Consider the following 20,221-nt stretch of genomic DNA (forward strand, 5'->3'; position numbering starts at 1 on the left):
GGACCATGGCTGACACCGAGCACCCCGAAAGCACCGATCACCCGCCCGCCGCCAAGGGGACCGACATGACCGTCCCCGAGATGCGCCAGTGGCTGCGCAATTGGGTGGGCAAGGCGGTCGGCCGGTCACCGGACGACATCGACGAGTCGGTGCCGATGGTCGAGCTGGGCCTGTCGTCGCGCGACGCGGTGGCGATGGCCGCCGACATCGAGGACATGACCGGAGTCACGCTGTCGGTCGCGGTGGCCTTCCAGCATCCGACGATCGAGTCGCTGGCCACCCGCATCGTCGAGGGCGAGCCCGAAATAGACACCGCCGCCGACGACGCTATGGACTGGACCCGCACCGGCCCGGCCGAGCGCGTCGACATCGCGATCGTGGGGCTGTCCACCCGGCTACCCGGCGACATGAACAGCCCCGACGAAACCTGGCAAGCGCTCATGGAGGGCCGCGACGCCATCACCGACCTGCCCGAGGGCCGCTGGTCGGAGTTCCTCGACGAACCGCGCATCGCGGCGCGCGTCGGCGCCGCCCGCACCCGCGGCGGCTACCTGAAGGACATCAAGGGCTTCGACTCGGAGTTCTTCGCGGTCGCCAAGACCGAGGCCGACAACATCGACCCGCAGCAGCGGATGGCGCTGGAGCTGACCTGGGAGGCGCTCGAGCACGCTCGCATCCCGGCGTCGAGCCTGCGCGGCGAGGCCGTCGGCGTGTACGTCGGCTTCTCCAACAACGACTACCAATTCCTGGCGGTCTCCGACCCGACCGTCGCCCACCCGTACGCGATCACCGGCACCGCCAGCTCGATCATCGCCAACCGGGTGTCCTACTTCTACGACTTCCGCGGCCCGTCGGTCGCGCTGGACACCGCCTGCTCGAGCTCGCTGGTGGCGACGCACCAGGCGGTGCAGGCGCTGCGCAACGGCGAGTGCGACGTCGCGGTCGCCGGTGGCGTCAACGCGCTGCTGACGCCGTTGGTCACACTCGGTTTCGACGAGATCGGTCAGGTGCTTTCCCCCGACGGCCGGATCAAGTCGTTCTCGTCGGACGCCGACGGCTACACCCGCTCCGAGGGTGGCGGCATGTTCGTGCTCAAGCGGGTCGACGATGCCCGCCGCGACGGCGACCAGATCCTGGCCGTGATCGCCGGCAGCGCGGTCAACCACGACGGCCGCTCCAACGGCTTGATCGCCCCCAACCAGGACGCCCAGGCCGAGGTGTTGCGACGGGCCTACAAGGACGCCGGGATCGACCCGCGCACCGTGGACTACATCGAGGCGCACGGCACCGGCACCGTCCTGGGTGACCCGATCGAGGCCGAGGCGCTGGGCCGCATCGTCGGCCGCGGCCGCCCCGCCGACCGCCCTGCGCTGCTGGGTGCGGTGAAAACCAATGTGGGACACCTGGAGTCGGCCGCCGGCGCGGCGAGCCTGGCCAAGGTGGTGCTGGCGCTGCAGCACGACAAGCTGCCGCCGTCGATCAACTTCGCCGGCCCCAGCCCCTACATCGACTTCGACGGCATGCGCCTGAAAGTCGTTGACAGCGCGACTGATTGGCCGCGCTACGGCGGTTACGCGCTGGCCGGGGTGTCCAGCTTTGGCTTCGGCGGGGCCAACGCGCACCTGGTGGTGCGCGAGGTCTTGCCGCGCGACGTGGTGGAGCGCGAGCCCGAGCCCGCCCCCCAAGCAGAGGCCGCCGCAGCCGCCGAGGCCCCCACGCTCGAGGCCCACTCGCTGCGGTTCGATGACTTCGGCAACATCATCCCCGACGCCGAGGCGCCGGACGAAGAGGAAGACTACGAGCTGCCGGGCGTGACCGAAGAGGCGCTGCGCCTCAAGGCGATCGCGCTGGAAGAGCTTGCCGCGCAAGAGGAGGCGGAGCCGACCAGGCCGCTGATCCCGCTCGCGGTGTCGGGCTTTTTGACCTCGCGCAAGAAGGCCGCGGCCGCCGAGCTCGCGGACTGGATGGAAAGCCCGGAGGGGCAGGCGTCGTCGCTGGAATCGATCGGCCGGGCGCTGTCGCGGCGCAACCACGGCCGCTCGCGCGCGGTGGTGCTGGCCCACGATCACGAGGAGGCCGTCAAGGGCCTGCGGGCGGTCGCCGAGGGCAAGCAGCGGCCGAACGTGTTCAGCGTCGACGGCCCGGTGACCAGCGGCCCGGTCTGGGCGATGGCCGGTTTCGGTGCGCAGCACCGCAAGATGGGCAAAAACCTGTACCTGCGCAACGCGGTCTTCGCCGAGTGGATCGAGAAGGTCGACGCGCTGATTCAGGACGAGCGCGGCTACTCGGTGCTCGAGCTGATCCTCGACGACTCCCACGAGTACGGCATCGAAACCTCCAACGTCGTCATCTTCGCCATCCAGATCGCGCTGGGCGAGCTGCTCAAGCATCACGGCGCGAAACCCGCTGCGGTGGTGGGTCAGTCGCTGGGTGAGCCCGCGTCGGCGTACTTCGCCGGCGGGCTGTCGCTGCGCGACGCCGCCCGCGTGATCGCCTCGCGCTCGCACCTGATGGGTGAGGGCGAGGCCATGCTGTTCGGCGAGTACATCCGGTTCATGGCGCTCGTCGAGTACTCCGCCGACGAGCTCAAGACGGTGTTCGCCGACTTCCCCGGCCTGGAGGTGTGCGTCTACGCCGCGCCCAGCCAGACCGTGATCGGCGGTCCGCCCGAGCAGATCGACGCCATCGTCGCCCGCGCCGAGTCCGAGGGTCGCTTCGCTCGAAAGCTGCAGACCAAGGGCGCCGGCCACACCTCGCAGATGGATCCGCTGCTCGGTGAGTTCTCCGCGGAACTGCAGGGCATCAAGCCGATGAGCCCCACCGTCGGGATCTTCTCGACGGTGCACGAGGGCAGCTACATCAAGCCCGGCGGCGAGCCGATCCACGACGTCGCTTACTGGGTCAAGGGAATGCGGCATTCGGTCTACTTCACCCACGGCGTGCGCAACGCCGTCGACAGCGGCCACACCACGTTCCTGGAGCTGGCGCCCAACCCGGTGGCGCTGATGCAGATCGGTTTGACCACCGCGGCCGCGGGTTTGCATGACGCCCAACTGATTCCGACGCTGGCCAAAAAGCAGGACGACGTCGAGTCGATGATCTCGGCGATGGCCCAGCTCTACGTGCACGGCCACGAGCTGGACATCCGGACGCTGTTCACCCGCGCGCAAGGCCCCGAGGACTACGCGAACATCCCGCCGACGAGGTTCAAGCGCAAAGAGCACTGGCTGGACGTGCACTTCTCCGGCGACGGCTCGGTGATCATGCCCGGCACCCACGTCGCACTGCCGGACGGCCGGCACGTCTGGGAGTACGCGCCGCGCAACGGCGAGACCGACCTGGCCGCGTTGGTGAGATCGGCCGCGACACAGGTGCTTTCGGATGCCCAGTTGGTGGCGTCCGAGCAGCGTGCGGTGCCCGGCGCCGGCGCCCGGTTGGTGACGACCATGACCCGGCACCCGGGTGGCGCCTCGGTTCAGGTGCACGCCCGCATCGACGAGTCCTTCACCCTGGTCTACGACGCGCTGGTGTCGCGGGCCGGCCAGAGCGTGGCCGCGCTGCCGACCGCGGTGGGCGCCGGCGCGGCGATTGCGGCCCCGGTGACCGACGGGCCGGTGGCGGAAGCCCCCGCCGAGGAGACCGACGCCGAGACGCTGTCGGACAGCCTGACCAACCGCTACCTGCCGTCGAGCGTCGGCAGGTGGTCGCCGGACTCCGGCGAGACCATCGGCGAGCGGCTGGGCCTGATCGTCTCGGCGGCCATGGGCTACGAGCCCGAGGACCTGCCGTGGGAGGTGCCGCTGATCGAGCTCGGCCTGGACTCGCTGATGGCGGTGCGGATCAAGAACCGCGTCGAATACGACTTCGACCTGCCGCCCATCCAGTTGACCGCGGTGCGCGACGCCAACCTGTACAACATCGAGACGCTGATCCAGTACGCGGTAGAGCACCGCGACGAGGTCGAGCAGCTGCACGAGCACCAGAAGACGCTGACCGCCGACGAGATCGCGCAGGAACAGGCGCGGTTGCTCAGCGGCGCGACGGTCGACTCGGTGACCGCGCCGGCGCCCGACCCGCAGGCCGAGCCGCAGACCCAGCCGGCACCGCCGTCGTCGGACGCGCCGATTCCGCCGCCGCCGACGGATCCGTCGGGACCTTCGGGCAACGGCGCCACGGCGAACCTGGCGGGAGCGCTCAGCCAGGAAGCGGTGTCCAAGGCGCTCAATTCCGATGTGCCCCCGCGTGACGCCGCCGAGCGGGTCACCTTCGCCACCTGGGCGATCGTCACCGGCAAGTCGCCGGGCGGCATCTTCAACCCGCTGCCCAAGCTCGACGAGGACACCGCGGCCAAGATGGCGCAGCGCCTCTCGGAGCGTGCCGACGGCACGATCACCGCCGAGGACGTGCTGACGTCGGAGACCATTGAGGAGCTGGCCGAAAAGGTCCGCCAGTACCTGGAGGCCGGTCAGATCGACGGCTTCGTCCGCACCATCCGGGCCCCGGAGAACGACTCGCAGATACCGGTGTTCGTGTTCCACCCGGCCGGCGGGTCGACCGTGGTCTACGAGCCGCTGCTCAACCGGCTGCCGGCGGGCACCCCGATGTACGGGCTCGAGCGCGTGGAGGGCACCATCCAGGAGCGGGCCGCCCAGTATGTGCCCAAGCTGCTGGAGATGAACGACGGCAAGCCGTTCATCCTGGCCGGCTGGTCGCTCGGCGGCGCCCTGGCGTACGCGTGCGCGATCGGGCTGAAGCGGGCCGGCGCCGACGTGCGGTTCGTCGGGATGATCGACACGGTGCGCCCCGGCGAGGAGATCCCCCAGACCAAGGAGGAGACCCGCAAGCGCTGGGACCGCTACGCCAGATTCGCGGAGCGCACCTTCAACGTCGAGATCCCCGCGATCCCCTACGAGCAGCTCGAAGAGCTCGACGACGAGGGGCAGGTCAAGTTCGTCCTCGACATCGTCCAGCAGAGCGGCGTGCAGATCCCGGGCGGCATCGTCGAGCACCAGCGGACCTCGTACCTGGACAACCGGGCGCTCGAGACCGTCGTGATCGAGCCCTACGACGGCCACGTGACCCTCTACATGGCCGATCGCTACCACGACGACGTCATCGAGTTCGAGCCGCGCTATGCGATCCGCCAGCCCGACGGCGGCTGGGGTGAGTACGTGGCGGACCTGGAGGTGGTCCCCATCGGCGGCGAGCACATCCAGGCCATCGACGAGCCGATCATCGGCAAGGTAGGCGCACACCTGACCGAGGTGCTGAATAAGGTGGACGCGGAAAGCACCCAGACAAGTGAGGTAGGCAAGTAGTGACGGAGATGGCGCCGGCCCCCATCCAGCACACCACCGCCGAGAAGCTGGCCGAGCTCCATCGCCGCCTGGAACTGGCCCAGGAGCCCGGCGGTGAGAAGGCCGTCGCCAAGCGCGACAAGAAGGGCATCCCCAGCGCCCGCGCCCGCGTGCACGCGCTGGTCGACCCGGGCACCTTCCTGGAGACCGGGGCGCTGGCCAAGACGCCGAACGACCCGAACGCGCTCTACGGCGACGGGTGCGTCACCGGGCACGCCATGATCGACGGCCGCCCGGTCGGGGTGTTCTCCCACGACCAGACGGTCTTCCAGGGCACCGTCGGCGAGATGTTCGGCCGCAAGGTCGCCCGGTTGATGGAGTGGTGCGCGATGATCGGGTGCCCGATCATCGGCATCCAGGACTCCGGTGGCGCCCGGATCCAGGACGCGGTCACCTCGCTGGCGTGGTACGCCGAGCTGGGCCGCCGGCACGAGGCTTTGAGCGGCCTGGTGCCCCAGATCTCCCTGATCTTCGGCAAATGCGCTGGGGGAGCGGTGTATTCGCCGATCCAGGACGACCTGCTGGTCTCGGTGCGCGACCAGGGCTACTTCTTCGTCACCGGCCCCGACGTGATCCGCGAGGTCACCGGCGAGGAGGTCACCCTCGACGAGCTGGGTGGCTCCGACGCGCAGGCCCGCTACGGCAACATCCACCAGGTGGTGAACTCCGAGGCCGAGGCGTTTCAGTACGTGCGCGACTTCCTGTCGTTCCTGCCGTCGAGCACCTTCGGCAAGCCGCCGGTGGTCAACCCCGGCCTGGAGCCGGAGATCACCCCGACCGACCTCGAGCTCGACTCGATCGTGCCCGACTCGGACAACATGGCCTACGACATGCACGAGATCCTGCTGCGGATCTTCGACGACGGCGACTTCCTCGACGTCGCCGCGCAGCACGGGCCGGCCATCATCACCGGCTACGCCCGGGTCGACGGCCACCCCGTGGGCGTGATCGCCAACCAGCCCATGTACATGTCCGGGTCGATCGACAACGAGGCCTCCGACAAGGCGGCGCGGTTCATCCGGTTCTGCGACGCGTTCAACATCCCGCTGGTTTTCGTGGTGGACACCCCCGGGTTCCTCCCGGGCGCCGAGGAGGAGAAGCGGGGAATCATCAAGCGCGGCGGGCGATTCCTCTACTCCGTGGTCGAGGCCGACGTGCCCAAGGTGACGATCACCGTGCGCAAGTCCTACGGCGGCGCCTACGCGGTGATGGGCTCGCGGCAGCTGACCGCCGACTTCAACTTCGCCTGGCCCACCGCGCGGATCGCGGTGATCGGCGCCGAAGGGGCCGCGCAGCTGCTGATGAAGCGGTTCCCCGACCCGACCACCCCCGAGGCGCAGCAGATCAAGAAGGACTTCATCGAGGGCTACAACCTCAACATGGCGATCCCGTGGACCGCCGCCGAACGCGGCTTCATCGACGCGGTCATCGACCCGCACCAGACCAGGCTGCTGCTGCGCAAGTCGATGAAGCTGTTGCGGGACAAGCAGTTGTGGTTCCGCACGGCCCGCAAGCACGGGCTCATCCCGATCTAGCCGGGCGCCAGCGACCGTGGGAGCCCGAACCACGACAGCACGCTGTTGTCGAAGCGGGTCATGGCGCAGATGCGGTCGCCACTGAGGTCGAGGACATACAGGCCGACCCCGTGGCTGACGCCGGTGGGCGTGCGCAGATAGGCGCCGAATGCCGGCTGACCATTGGCGCGGGTCGCCACGAGGTCGAACCTGCGGCCCGCACGGAAGAGAGACCGGCAGAAGCGGGCCACAACTTCGCGGCCCTCGTATTCGAACGGCATCGGTGGCATCGACATGAAGATGTCGTCGGTCAACAGGGCCACCAGCGCATCGAGATCGGCGGACTCCCACGCCTGCACGAACTTCGCCACGATCGCCACTTCGGCAGGCGAGTCGCGCGCCGGTGGGGGTTCCCGGTCGTCGACAGTGGCGCGGTGACGCCGCAGGCCGTTGCGCGCCCGTTTGAGGGCGCTCCTGACCGATTCGACTGTCGAGTCGAGCATGTCGGCCACCTCGTCGGTGCGGAATCCGAGGACGTCGCGCAGCACGAGTACTGCGATCTGCCGAGGCGGCAGAACCTGAAGGGCGGCAACGAAAGCCAGTGCGATGGATTCGGTCCGCTCGTAGCGAGCTTCCGGCATGAGGGAGTCCGGAAAGGGCTCGAGCCAAACCACTTCACCGAGTCGGGTGGGGTGGGGCGGTTCGACATCAGGCACGTCCCACTCCTTGCCCGCGCGTCGGCTTGCTGAGCGACGGGCGTTCAGGCAGCGATTCGTGGCGATGCGGTAGAGCCAGGTGCGCAGTGAGGCGCGTCCCTCGAACCCCTCGAGCCCTTGCCACGCGGCCAGCATCGCGTCTTGCAAGGTGTCTTCGGCGTCCTGCAAGGATCCGAGCATCCGGTAGCAGTGCACCTGGAGCTCCCGGCGGTACGGTTCGACCAACTCCCGGAAGGCTTCGCCGTCCCCGGCGCGCGCCCGGCACATCAGATCGCCCGCTGTCACCCTCGTCACCTCCTTCCCGTATGGACACCGGCCCATGGGCACACGGGGCGGTGTCTCCATTAGTGGTAGGTGCTGACAACGCCACCGTAAGGAGAGCACGGATGGGAACGATCATTATCAGCGAGAATGTCTCGCTCGACGGAGTCGTGCAGGACCCGACCGGGGACGAGGGGTTCAGGGTCGGTGGCTGGTTCGGCCAGATAGGGACTAGGGACCATGAAGATTGGGCGGCGGTCGGGCTCGACGAGGCGCTGGGCGCGGAGGCCCTGCTGCTGGGGCGGCGGACCTACGAATTCTTCGCGGCCCGGTGGCCGTTCCGCAGCGGCCGGTGGGCGGACCGATTGAACAGCTTGCCCAAGTACGTGGTATCGACGACCCTGCACGACCCGGATTGGAACAACACGACTGTACTGGCGGGAGATGTAGTACGCGAGATAACCACTTTGCGCCGAAAGGTCAACGGGCGCATAGTCGTCTACGGGAGCTCCCGGTTGGTGCACACGCTGGTAGAACACGACCTCGTCGACGAGTTGCGGATGATGGTCTTCCCGTTCGTGCTCGGCGCCGGCGATCGCCTCTTCGGCGCCACCAGCGGCAAGAAAGACATGCGCCTCGTCGCGACCCGCAGAGTGGGTGACGGCCTGGCGATCCTTGTCTACCGGCCCGTCCGAAACCCCTAGCCCTCGAGCCGCAGCGCACCGTCCAGAAGTTCGTCGAAGCGCTCCAGCGCCTCGTCGGAGTCGGCGTCGATACCGCGCAGCGCCCCGCGATCGGCCAGATACCGCTGCGCGTAGAGCCGCGCGACCAGCGCCTTGCGCCCGCCGCCGCGGGTGGCGCGCTCCCAGGCGGCCTGCTCGATGAGCAACGCGCCGCCGTAGACGTCGCCCATGAATTGCGCCAGTCCGAACAGCCGCGCCTCGGCCAGCTCCCGGTCAAGTTTGGACCACGCGGTGATCGCCGCGTCGAGATCCTCGATCCGGCCGGCGACCAGCCTAGTGGCTTCGTCGTCGTCGGCGACCGACACGGCGTCGCGCAGCCGGGCCAGCAGCGTCTCGTGCGCGCGGGTCTGCTCGATCCCGCGGCGCACGTCCAGGCACAGGATGTTGTCCGGGCCCTCCCAAATGGTGTTGACCTGCGCGTCACGCAAAAGCCTTGCCACCGGCCAGGTCTCGATGTAGCCGTTGCCGCCGTGGATCTCGATCGCGTCCGACGCCGCGGTGATCCCCAGCCGGCACACCTTCAGCTTGGTGACCGGCACCGCGATGCGCTGTCGCAGGCTGCGCGGCTGGCGATGGTTGGTGGCGCCGGTGCCGTCGAACACCAGCGCCTGGGCGGCCTCGACATCGACGATCATCTCGGCGAGCTTGCGCCGCATCAACGGCTTGTCGATCAGCGCCCCGCCGAAGGCGCGCCGCTGCCGCGCGTAGCACAGCGACTCCACCAGGGCGCGCCGCGCATTGCCGAGCCCGAACAACGCGATGCCCAGCCGCGCGGCGTTGGTCAGCTCCATCATGCGGCCCAGCCCCTTGCCGTCGGCGGGGCCGGACTCGGCGGTGGGTTCGCCCGACAGCAGGAACGCCTCGGCGTCGACGAACTCGACCTCGCCCGAGGCCACCGAACGGGTGCCGAGCTTGTCCTTCAGGCGCCGGACCCGCACCCCGTTGCGGGAGCCGTCGCGGCGGGTGCGCAGCACCAGGAAATTGGCGACGCCCCGCGAAGAGTCCGGTGCGCCTTCGGGTTTGGCCAGGACGACGAACGCCTCCCCGGCGCAGTTGGACGCAAACCACTTGAACCCGTTCAGCAGCCACGAGTCGCCGTGACGGGTGGCGGTCGTCTCGAGGGCGCCCAGGTCGGAGCCGCCGGTGCGCTCGGTGAGCAGCTGGGCCGTCTCCCCGGCCCACTCGCCGGAGGCGAATTTGGCCAGCACGTGTTCGGCCACGTCGGCCGGCGCGTAGGCCGCCACCAGCGACTGCACCATGCCGCCGCCGGTGCCCAGCGCGCAGCCCATGCCGATATCGGCTTGATTGAGCAGATAATTCGACGCGAACAGCGTCAGCGACGAGCTCATCTTCGCCTCGTGCGCCTCGGTCCGCAGCGCCCGCTGGGCATCCAGGACGGCCCGCTTGGACTGGGTGAACGACGTCGGCATGACCACCTCGCTGACGTCGTGGCCCCACCGGTCGTAGCGCTGAAGCCGCGGCGGGTTGCGGTCGGTCTCCTCGGCCCACCGCGCCACCGGGCCCCCCATCAGCTCGCCGATGCGCGTCAGATGGCGCTCGGCCAGCCTCAGCTCGTCGGGCTGCAGGTAGTAGGCCATGGTGAACTGCAGCGTGGGATCGGTGCTGTACCAATTGAGACCGACGGCCCCGCCGTAGTTCTCCGTCGCGTAGCGCTGCGATTTTTCCTCGGTGGAGAACGGCAGCCTGTCCACCGCCTCCACGGCGTAGTCGCTCATGGGACAGACGCTACGCGCCGAGCCGATCGTCGTGGGGTAGGGCGTAGCGGGTGCCGTCGGCGCCCCCGACGTCCCCGGCGCGTCTTGCCAGCGCGTCGGGGTTGATGATCACAACGGTCTTGCCTCTCAACGAGATCCAGCCGCGTGTCGTGAAGCTGCCCAATGCCTTGTTCACCGACACCCGGTCGGCGCCCACCAGCTGGGCCAGCTCGTCCTGGCTGAGTTCATGCGCGACCCGCAGCGCGCCGCCCTCGCGGGTGCCGAACCGCCTGCCCAGCGCCAACAGCTGGCGGGCGACGCGGGCGTTCACATCGCTGGAAACCATTTCGACGAGTTGTCGTTCGGCGGCCCGCACTCGCCGGGTCAGCGCCCGCAGCAGCTGTTCGGCGAGCGCCGGATCCCGCGCCATCGACGCGCGCAGGGAGGCGCGGTCCAGCCACAGGGCTCGCACCTCGGTGAGTGCGGTGGCGGTGCACGCGCGAGGGGCGGGGTCGAACACCGCCAGCTCGCCGAAGATGTCCGCGGGTCCCAGGATGGCCCGCACGCCGGTGCGGCCCGCGGGGTCGCGGAGGCTGATCGTCACCGTGCCTTCGGCGATCAGATAGAGCCGGTCACCCGGGTCGCCCTGGGCGAAGATCGTTTGGCCGGGCCGGAATTCGCAGGTGTACATCGTCGCATCACGGCGTCTGGGCGGCGAGGAACACCAGCCGGAAATTGCCGATCTGCAGCACGTCGCCGTTGGCCAGCGCCGCGGAGTCGACGGCTTCGCGGTTGCGATAGGTGCCGTTGAGGCTGCCGAGGTCGACGACGCGGAATTCGCCGTTCTCGCTGCGGAATTCGGCATGCCGTCGGCTGACCGTGATGTCGTCGAGATAGATGTCGCTGGCCGGGTGGCGTCCGGCGGTCATGACGGGCTGGTTCAGGACGAAGTGCGATCCGACGTTGGGTCCCCGTTTGACCACGAGCATGGCCGAGCCGCGCTCCAGCGCCGCCGCCTCGGCCGCCGCCGACGACGTGTCGATCTCCTCGGGGACACCGTCCGCAGGCAACGCGGAGCCCCGGACCGCGGACAGGTCGCCGGTGGCGTCATCGGCCGCGATTCGCTGCTGTCGTGTGTCCCGTTGGGATGCGGACACTTTCGCCTCTCATCTGCCCTACGCCCTCACCGGCACGACGAACTCGGAGGTGTAGAACTCCGCCGGGCTCTGCGCGTGGGCGTTCGGTTGCTCGATGATCACCCACACGCCGGTCGTGCCGGGCCGGATGCTGTCCTGGACGGTCGTGTTCCCGCTGCCCGCCCCGTCGGTGTCCAGGCCGGCGAAGGCGGTCCCGGGGTCGCCGGGCCCGCACGGCGCGGAGGAGGGGCGGGGCACCTGGATCAGTCCCACGTCGAAATGGGTGCCGGGCTCCGGCGGGTTCACCAAATGGACGTCCGCGACCACCCTCGACCCTGCCGTGCGCACGACGGCGTACCCCGTCCCCAGCGAGGGGTGCGGCATCTGCACCGCAAAACTCACCAGGCTGAAATCGCAACGCCGAAGTTTGGCGTCGAAAACGACGGTGGTGCCGGCGCCCTCGGCCCCCGCCGTGCCGATGGCGAATGTCGTGGCCGGCAAAACCAGCACCGTGAGCGCGGCCGCGGGGGTTTTCAGGCGTGACTGCGTGCGCATCGGGACTACCCCTTCCCGTCGTGTGAACTGGATCACATCGGAATGAGTATTGTCCCGCGATTGGCCGATTCAAACCCTCGCCCAGCAATTACTCAGGCGTTAATTCGGTGCGTTATTCCGCGGAGGAATTGTGGCCGCGGCACGCCATTTAGACACGCCGATAATTCACGCTTTTCCGCCGCGGTTACGGCTTGATGCGGATCGGGCCCGGCGACCACCACCCGGTGCGGGTGGCGGTTCCGAGATCGAGCTGCGCGGGATGCGCGTCGGCGATGGTGTCGAATTTGCGCAGCGACCCCCAGTCGCGGCCCCAGTCGTGGGACAGGTACGTCGACATCACGTGGGCCCGCAGCAGCAGGTCGGTGATGCCCAGCAGCCCCCCGTTGGTTCCGTCTTCCCAGGTGTCGGTGTCCATCTTCTTGGCCGTGTAGTCCGGGGTGATGCGGAATTTGGGGATCTCGGTGACGCCGTTGACGTGCAGCATCGGCTGCTGGCAGGGGAAGGCCAACCCGACCGCCCAGTCCATCAGCACCGGCTGCGTCGAGCCCACGTACTCCTGCAGCGAACGCATCTCCGGCACCCGCGGCGGGGTCACCGCGATCCAGTCCTCAGGCGTCAGGGACAGGTCCTCGGCCACCACCCGCACGGCGACCGCGTCCGCCGGCATGTCGGAGCGGGCGAAACGCAGGTTGCGCCAGGCCTTTGGCTGCTCGCCGTTCAGGTCGTAGGGCACCAGCCGCCCGGCGGGCACGATGCCGGCCCCGGTGTCACCCGCGGGCCCGGGCCGCCCGTACTCGAGCACCACCTTCTGGCCGTCGGTGTGGTGGTGCAGCACGCTGTTGCCGTCGATCTTGCCGGCGGCGGACACCACCACGAGCGGATGGCCGGCATCGGGTTTGGGCAACCGGTACCACGCCGAGGTGAGCCTGCTCTGCTGCTGCGCCGCGGTGGTGTAGCTGCCGGCCAGCGGAACCCGATCGGGATCCAGGCCGTAGGGCAGCGGCACCGTCGAGCCGTTGATGCCCGGCGCGCTCAGCTTGGTCGGCGCGTCCCAGTCGTAGTCGGTTCCGGGTTGATTCGGGGTGATCCGAATGGCTTCGGCGACAATGTGTTCGGGCACACCGTTGGGACTGAATCCCACCGGGTGCTCCCCGCCCAGCGGCCCCAGCGGCCCGTAGTTGCCCGGTAGCGGCGCCATGTAGCCGACGTTGCTGTCCGGCTCGACGAGCACGTCGTCGGCCAGGCCGCAGCCCCCGCTGAACTCGCGCAGGTTGTCCCAGGCGTTGGAGTAGGTGGGGTACTGGCGCACGATGCCGGCCACCATCGACGCGATGAACACCAGCGCCATGAATCCCGCCGCGATGGGCACCGGTGCGGCCGTCAGCGCCCGCGCGACCCGGCCTTCGCCGCGGTCGCGGGACGCGAAGTGCAACCAGATCGCGTACAGCACGGCCAGCACGAACAGCGCGAAAAAGATTGTGCTGACCGAGATTCCGCCGATCTTCGGCATGGTGCTGTTGAACGGGACGCCGTAGCTGGAGACGTACCACCAGCCGTTGGTGGTGGCGAAGCACAGCGCCATCAGGAACAGCACCGCCGCCAGGAACGCCATCCTGTTCCGCGACCACCGCAGCACCGCGGGCGACACCAGCACCGTGGTCAGCGCGGCCATCGCCGCCCCCACCGCGGCGAACAGGCCGAAGTGGTGCACCCACTTGGTGGGCGTGAACATCAGGAAGAACATGGTGCCGAAGATGACGCCCATCAGCCGCCACGCCGGGCCGCGGGCCACACCCGGAACCCGCTTGCGCCGCAACATGATGAACACGGCGGTGAACAGGCACAGCGCGGTGATCAGGAAGCCGAAGCGGCGCGACAGCGAACCGTCGACGGTGGGCAGGATCAGGTAGTAGTAGCGCAGGTTCTCGGTGTACCACGCCTGGCTCGGCCCGATCGCGGTCCGAATCCTGGTGGCTTCCAACACCGCCCGCAGCGTCTGGTCGGCGAACACCACGGTCAGGATGACCGTGCCGGCGGCCAGCATGGGCGCCACCAGCGGCCACGTGCCCACCAGGCGATGACGGCGGACCAGGATGCGCAGGATCGGACGGCCACCGGCGACCAAGGCGGCCACGGCGATCAGGCCGGTGGGCTGCACACCGAGCGTGAACGCGGCGGTGATGACCGCCAGCGCCGCGGGAGTCAGCCGGCTGTACCGCATGGAACGTTCGATCAGCACGTAGGTGACCAGCGAACCGAGCGCGATGATCGGCTCGGGGCGCAGACCGTTGTCGAACGGCATCCACGCCGTCAGCAACACCATGCCCGCCGCCCAGTTCGCCGGCTTGCTGGCGGCCACCGCAGGCCCCAGCCGGGGCAGCACCTCGCGAGACAGCAACAGCCAGCACACGATTCCGGCGAACAGGTCCGGCAGTCGCATCCACAGGCTGGCGTCGCTGACGTGGGTCATCAGCGCCAGCAGGTTGTAGTACCAGCCGAAGGGGTCCTCGGGGCTGCCGAACCAGTGGAAGTAGTTCGACATGTAGCCGGCGCGATCGGCCACCCGCGCCATGCCGAGGATGTAGCCGTCGTCGGACGAGTTCGCCCCGATCACGTGCCAGAGCACGAACCCGAAGATCACCGCGACGTCGGCGAGGGTGAACGTGCGCCAATTCGCCGGAATGAGCCGGCGCATCCGCCGCCCGTCCAGCTGGTCGAGTCGCCACAACGCGACCAGCGCAACGATGGTCGCCACGATCGCCAACACCATCGCGACCAGTTTCAAAGTGGTTGGGGTGGTGGAGAACCGGGTGTCGATGGTCGCCGACAGCGTCAAGCCGGCCGGGGCCGGACCGGTCAGGTCGGTGAACACACCGACGATCTGCGGTCGCAGGTTCGGGTCGGGGAATCCGCCACCGATCGGTTTGCCCGCCGAATCATTGAGCCCGACAAAGGTGGCGAACGTGCCGGCCTTCGTCGAGGTGATCTCGATGCGCTGGCACTGTGGCGACATCGCCTGGTCCCGGGACACGCTGGCGATCACCACATTGCGGTCGGTGACGTCGACGCGCTTGCCGTTGACGACGACGAACAGCGCGTTGAGCGCGGCGTCCTTGCCCTTCTTGGGCCCGGTGCCGACCACCACCCCGCCCTCCGGTGGCAGGTCGCGCACCAGCGAGCAGGGAACGGTGGCGGTCATGTCGACCGGGGTCAGCGAAATCAACGGTGCCGTAACGCTGTTCAGCTGTCCGTTCTGGGGCCAGTTCAGCGTCGCGGTCGTCTGCACGACGGGCAGCAGCGGGGTGGCGACGGACAGCACGAACCCGATCAGGCCGGCGATGGTCGCCACCCAACGCGTCGTTCGCACGTCGTCGCGCATCCTCGGCGCGCTCATGGCAACGCCCGAATCGGTCCCTGCCGGCTCCAGCCGTGCACTGTCATCACACCCTGTTCAATCGCGGCGTCCGGCGCCAAATCAGCCGGCACCAACCGGAAGTACTGCTCCACGGATCCCCAGTCGCGATACCAATCGCCGCGCAGATACGTCGAGATCGTCGACGTGCGCAGCAGCGCCTGGGCGAACAGGAAGGGCCCGCCGGCCTCGCTGGACTGCCACAGGTTCGACGACGCCGCCGTCTGCTTGCGGTCGGGAAGGATGCGGTACCCCGGAAGTTCGGCAACGCCAAGGTGTTCGGAGAACGGCCGCTGGCACGGGAAGTTGGCGGCGGTCGCGATGTCCATCAGCACCGGCGTCTGCGACCCGACCAGTTGCTGCAGGGTTTCCAGCACCGGCACCCGCGGCGGCGTGAACGCGAACCACTGCTCGGAGCTCAGGTTCGGGTCGTAGGCGACGATGCGCGCCACGTTCGCCTCCGGCGGCGCCCACGCCAGCGGGAAACGCAGGTTGCGCCACGCCGGCTGCGGGCCGATGTCGATCGGCTGCACCTCGGCCAGCGGCTGGGTGGTGCCGTCCGGGCGGGTGACGCCCCATTGCAGCTTCAGCGATTGCCCGTAGGTGAAGGTGCCGTCCTCCTTGTAGGACCAGATCGCGCCGGCGGCGGAGACGACCACCAGGGGCCGGTCGGGGGTGCGCGCGGGCAGCTGGTACCAGGCCGAGGTGGCGGTGGCGGCCAGCGTGTTCTCGCCGTAGCTGCCCATCACCGGGGTGCGGGCCGGGTCCAGCCCGAACGGCAGCGCCGCGTGGGAGCCGTTGACCCCGACCGGGCCCTTGCCGCCGGCGGTGCCCGCCGAGTCGCTGTAGGCGACGTTCGGCTTGTTCGGGGAGGCGTCGGAGTTGACCAGTCCCGGCTTGGTCACCACCGGGTCGGATTGCAGGTCCTCGCCCACGCCTTCGGGTTTGAAGCCCACCGGATTGACGCCCCCGAGCGGCCCGTCGGGCCCGAAGGTCTGGCCCGGTGCCGGGGCCAGCATGCCCGCGTTGGGGTCGGGCTCGGCCAGCACGTCGTCGGCCATGGCGCAGCTGGTGGCGGACAGGCCCGAAGTGATCGCGGCGAGGTTGGCCTTGCCGGTGGTGTAGAGCGGGTAGCGGAACACCGCGCCCTTGGTCAGCGAGGCGACCTCGCCGACGACCATGATGGTCGCGACCACCAGCAGCGGGGTCGACGCCAGGACGCGGTTGCGCCGGTTGTCCTTGACCTCGGTGTGGCCGGCGTAGTCCATCCGGAAGTGCTGCCAGGCGGCCAGCAGTCCGGTGATGATCGACAACGTCAGGAACATCGACGTCACCGGGTGGCTGGCGACGACCGGTTGGATGTCGTACCACGGCACCCCGTAGTTGCCGACGTAGAACCAGCCGTTGATGCCGGAGGTGGCCCACGCCAGCACGAACAGCAGCGCGGTGACGTACAGGGTCAGGTTGCGGCGGTTGTGCAGGCCGATCCGCGAGCAGGCGAACGCGGTGACCGCGCCCAGCGCCCCGGCCAGTCCCGCGAAGGCACCGAACTGGATCGCCCACTTCGTCGGGGTGAACGTGACGAGCAGCAGGCCGATCGCGGTGGTGCCGATCAGCCGCCAGGCCGGGCCGCTGGCCACGCCGGGAACGTGGCCGCGGCGCAGCAGGATGACGAGCATCCCGAACAGGCACAGCAGCAGGATCAGCACCGCGAACCGCCGCGCCATCGATCCGTCGGGGTTGGACTCGACCGTGAGGAAGTAGTAGCGCAGCCAGTCCTGGTACCAGGCGATCGTCGGCCCGACCTTGTATTTGATGCGGGCGGACTCCAGCACCGTGGCCAGCGTCTGGCTGCGGAACACCACCACGAGGATCACCGAGAGCGACGCGCCCAGCACCGCCAGCGGCGCCAGCAGCCCGTCGGTCGCCCGGCGGCGCCGGATCGTCTGGGCGACGGCCCGCGCCCCGGTCAGCAGCGCGGCCACGGCGATCAGACCCTGCGGCGCCAGCGTCGCGCTCAGCAGCGCCACGATGATGGCCACCGCGGCCGGGGCGAGCCGCCGCAGGGCGATCGCGCGTTCCACCAGCATCCAGGTGACCAGCACGCCGAGGGCGATCAGTGGTTCGGGCCGCAGCCCGTTGTTGAACGGCAGCCAGGCCGCGACGAAAACCGCGCCCGCGGTGAAGACCGCGACGCGGTTGGCCGCCAGTCCATCCCTGCCGGGGCCCAGCCGGCGCAGCATCCAATGGCCGATGATCAGCCAGCAGCCGATCCCGGCCAGCGTGGCGGGCAGCCGCATCCAGACGCCCGCCGTGCTCACCGAGGCGAGCTTCGACAGCACCCCGAGATACCAGTCGAAGGGGGCGTCGGTGGTACCGAAGTAGCGGTAGTAGTTGGCGACGTAACCGGCGCGCGGAGCGACGCGGGCGACGGTCAGGTTGTAGCCGTCGTCCGATGTGGTGGCGCCAATGATGTGCCACAGCAACAGGGTTGCGATCACCCCGGCGTCGGCGATCCACGTCGCCAGCCCGACGCGCCGCCAGTTCGCCAGGTGCGTGCCGGGCCGGTACCGGGACAGCCAGGCGATGGGGGAGCGCCAGTTGAGCAGCGTGCCGCCGCCCCGGCTGCGGCGGTCCAGCACCGCGAGCGCCACGATGGCCGTCAGCACGGACAGGACGCCCAGCGCCATCACAATCTTCTTGACCGCGGTGGGCGCGGTGATGAATCGGGTGTCGATGTCGACCCGGGCCGAAAGCCCCGGCCCCGCGGGCACCTTCAGATCGGTGAAGATCCCGCCGACCTGGGGCTTCTTTTCGGCCGGCAGGACGCCGGTGGCGCCGGGTATGCCGACGAACTCGGCGCCGGCCGCCCCGACGCCGGCCCAGGCGTGCAGCACGCTGCAGGCCCCGGCGGCGATGGCCGAGCGCTGCGCCACCGCCGCGACGGTGTCGCGGAACGCCACGACGACGACGTCCTTGTTCGCGCGCACGAACAGCCCGTTCTTCCCGGCGTCCATCCCGCCGGGCGGCAGCGTCGAGACCACCAAACCCCCGCTGGCGGGCAGGGTCGCGATGTCCGGGCAGGGAATGGAGATGTCCAGCGCGCGGGGCGCCCCCGACACCAGGGGCGCGGTGATCTGGCTGACGTGCCCGTCCACCGTGCCCTGCGGCCACAGCACCGTCGCCGTGGTCTGTTTCGCCGGAAGCACCGGGACGAGGAGGCACAACAACAGCCCCGCGATTCCCGCGACCGCGGCCACCGATCGTGGGATGCGCTGCGATCGCTCATTACGGTCGTGGGGCACGAGGCTCGATCGTAACCGACGCGGCTTTGTGCCATCTGGACGCGGGGCCGCGCAGCGGGGCGCTGCTATCCGCCGAGCCGGGCCGCCAGGGTCGCGTGCCCGGGACCGTCGAGGTCGGCGAGCGCGGCCGGGCGCCCGGACATCGCCATGAGCAGCGCCTCGCCGGGGCCGGTCACCTCGGGCCCGTCGCCGTGCGTCCACTCGACGTCGGTGGCGCGCAGGCGCAGACCCCTGATCCGCCGTCCCGCGCCGATCCTGGGGTTGCCGGGCACCAGGGAGAGGACCCGCTCCAGGCGGTCGGGCGGGATCTCGCGCGGCCGGTCCAGCGCGCGGCGGATGTCCTGGTGATGGATCGTGCCGTCGACGAGGGCGATCATTCCCCCGAAACCCGCTGTCAATCCGCGTGGTTCGAGGTGGTTGCGCAGAAACTCCAGCAATTGTTGCGGGGTCAGGTGCGAGAATTCATCGACGCCCACCTGGTTGGCCCGCACCACCAGGCCCTTCGCGAATCGCTTCACCAGCCCCAGGGCGCCGAGCTCCTCGTAGCTGATCACATGCGCGACAACGTCTTTCACGCTCCATCGCGCGCACAGGCTGGGCGCCTCCCAGTCCCGCGGCGCCAGGGTGGCCAAAAAGTCCGCCAGGTCGGCCCGTTCGGCGCGGGCCATGGGCATCAGGTCGGCGGTCATCGCGGGTCACCGCCCCTCAGCACGTCGGCGTAGCGGGCCAGGTAGAGGGGCCATCCCGCATCGCCGTCGACCCCGTCGGCCACCGAGGGCCAGCCCGGCCCGTGGCGGTCGAGATGGCGGTGTTCGAGGTCCACCCGGGTGCGTCGGTCGGCCTGGGCGGTGAAGCGGACGTCGACCTCGCTGGTCTTGGCCGGGTCGGCTTCCAGCTGCCACGTCGGGCCGATGTCCCAGCTGAACACCACGCGATGCGGCGGCTCGTAGACCAGGATCCGCGCCCACCGGCACACGCTTCCGTCGACGCCGCGGTCGTAGATGTGGCCGCCGACGCGGGGCTCGAACACGGTCTCGGCGATGGGGACCGCCAAGAGATTGTGCTCGCGCGGCTTGAACGCGCCGAACTGCTGCGTGAAGACCGTGAACGCGCGCTCGATGGGGGCGTTGACGACGACGTGGTGGGTGACGTTGGGCGTCCGCTGGGATGTCATGTCGATCCTTCGTTGGTCTCGTCGATGGCCCGCGCATAGCCGGCGAGCGCCTGGGTCCAGAACCGGTCGAGGTCGGCGCGGAGCGCCTCGAGACCGGTGGGGTCGAGCTGATAGACGCGACGGGTTCCCGCGGCCCGGTCGCGCACCAGCCCGGCGGACTTGAGCACCTTGAGGTGTTGCGACACGGCGGGTCTGCTGACCGGCAGGTCGCGCGCCAACTCACCGACCGCCGACGGGCCGTGCGCGAGCCGTTCCACGATGGCCCGCCGCGTCCCGTCCGCCAACGCCAGCCACGCGTCAGCGGTTTGGTAAGTGGTCACGAACCGTAAGCAT

At 69.5% G+C, this 20,221-nt stretch carries 13 protein-coding genes; 3 read left to right on the plus strand and 10 right to left on the minus strand.

The window, feature by feature from the left end; translation table 11 throughout:
• Positions 1-5: 5 nt before the first annotated feature.
• A complete protein-coding gene (gene pks13, locus P6281_RS01105) occupies positions 6-5,318 on the plus strand; it encodes a polyketide synthase Pks13 (protein WP_009956781.1) in 5,313 nt (1,770 codons plus the stop codon).
• Between the two features lie 8 nt (positions 5,319-5,326).
• Positions 5,327-6,892 carry an acyl-CoA carboxylase subunit beta gene (locus P6281_RS01110; protein WP_014378854.1) on the plus strand — a complete coding sequence of 522 codons (1,566 nt, stop codon included), beginning with the start codon at positions 5,327-5,329 and terminating at the stop codon, positions 6,890-6,892.
• On the opposite strand, the gene P6281_RS01115 is transcribed toward P6281_RS01110, so the two are convergent.
• Positions 6,889-7,872, minus strand: a complete 984-nt coding sequence (locus P6281_RS01115; protein ID WP_014378855.1) for a sigma-70 family RNA polymerase sigma factor — start codon at positions 7,870-7,872, stop codon at positions 6,889-6,891. The two genes, P6281_RS01110 and P6281_RS01115, sit on opposite strands and share 4 nt — an antisense overlap.
• Before the next feature lie 101 nt (positions 7,873-7,973).
• Here P6281_RS01115 and P6281_RS01120 point away from each other — a divergent pair, with 101 nt between their 5' ends.
• Positions 7,974-8,552 (plus strand): dihydrofolate reductase family protein, encoded by a 579-nt coding sequence (locus P6281_RS01120; RefSeq protein ID WP_014378856.1) that lies wholly within the window; start codon positions 7,974-7,976, stop codon positions 8,550-8,552.
• On the opposite strand, the gene P6281_RS01125 is transcribed toward P6281_RS01120, so the two are convergent.
• The 9 genes from P6281_RS01125 to P6281_RS01165 all read right to left on the minus strand — a co-directional run bounded on the left by P6281_RS01125 (position 8,549) and on the right by P6281_RS01165 (position 20,208).
• Complete coding sequence (locus tag P6281_RS01125; protein WP_014383642.1) at positions 8,549-10,327, minus strand: acyl-CoA dehydrogenase family protein; 1,779 nt, start codon at positions 10,325-10,327, stop codon at positions 8,549-8,551. The two genes, P6281_RS01120 and P6281_RS01125, sit on opposite strands and share 4 nt — an antisense overlap.
• A gap of 10 nt (positions 10,328-10,337) precedes the next feature.
• Positions 10,338-10,997, minus strand: coding sequence for a Crp/Fnr family transcriptional regulator (locus P6281_RS01130; protein ID WP_009956775.1), 660 nt, complete (start codon positions 10,995-10,997; stop codon positions 10,338-10,340).
• A 7-nt stretch (positions 10,998-11,004) separates the two neighbouring features.
• Complete coding sequence (locus P6281_RS01135; protein ID WP_008263040.1) at positions 11,005-11,463, minus strand: FHA domain-containing protein; 459 nt, start codon at positions 11,461-11,463, stop codon at positions 11,005-11,007.
• 18 nt (positions 11,464-11,481) lie between these two features.
• The gene (locus tag P6281_RS01140) at positions 11,482-11,997 is read right to left on the minus strand and encodes a hypothetical protein (RefSeq protein WP_014378858.1); all 516 of its coding nucleotides are present in this window, start codon (positions 11,995-11,997) and stop codon (positions 11,482-11,484) included.
• Positions 11,998-12,181: 184 nt separating this feature from the next.
• Entirely contained in the window at positions 12,182-15,391 is a 3,210-nt protein-coding gene (gene embB, locus P6281_RS01145; protein WP_324738580.1) for an arabinosyltransferase EmbB, read from the minus strand.
• Positions 15,388-18,714, minus strand: coding sequence for an arabinosyltransferase domain-containing protein (locus tag P6281_RS01150; RefSeq protein WP_009956772.1), 3,327 nt, complete (start codon positions 18,712-18,714; stop codon positions 15,388-15,390). Before P6281_RS01150 ends, embB begins: the two co-directional genes overlap by 4 nt.
• Before the next feature lie 65 nt (positions 18,715-18,779).
• The gene (locus P6281_RS01155) at positions 18,780-19,403 is read right to left on the minus strand and encodes a maleylpyruvate isomerase family mycothiol-dependent enzyme (RefSeq protein ID WP_014378861.1); all 624 of its coding nucleotides are present in this window, start codon (positions 19,401-19,403) and stop codon (positions 18,780-18,782) included.
• Positions 19,400-19,888 carry an SRPBCC family protein gene (locus P6281_RS01160; protein WP_014378862.1) on the minus strand — a complete coding sequence of 163 codons (489 nt, stop codon included), beginning with the start codon at positions 19,886-19,888 and terminating at the stop codon, positions 19,400-19,402. The genes P6281_RS01155 and P6281_RS01160 overlap by 4 nt, the downstream gene beginning before the upstream one ends.
• Positions 19,885-20,208, minus strand: coding sequence for an ArsR/SmtB family transcription factor (locus tag P6281_RS01165; protein ID WP_009956770.1), 324 nt, complete (start codon positions 20,206-20,208; stop codon positions 19,885-19,887). The genes P6281_RS01160 and P6281_RS01165 overlap by 4 nt, the downstream gene beginning before the upstream one ends.
• Positions 20,209-20,221 lie beyond the last annotated feature (13 nt).

This window comes from Mycobacterium sp. 5-140-3-2, from assembly GCF_035666375.1.
GTDB lineage: Bacteria > Actinomycetota > Actinomycetes > Mycobacteriales > Mycobacteriaceae > Mycobacterium > Mycobacterium intracellulare.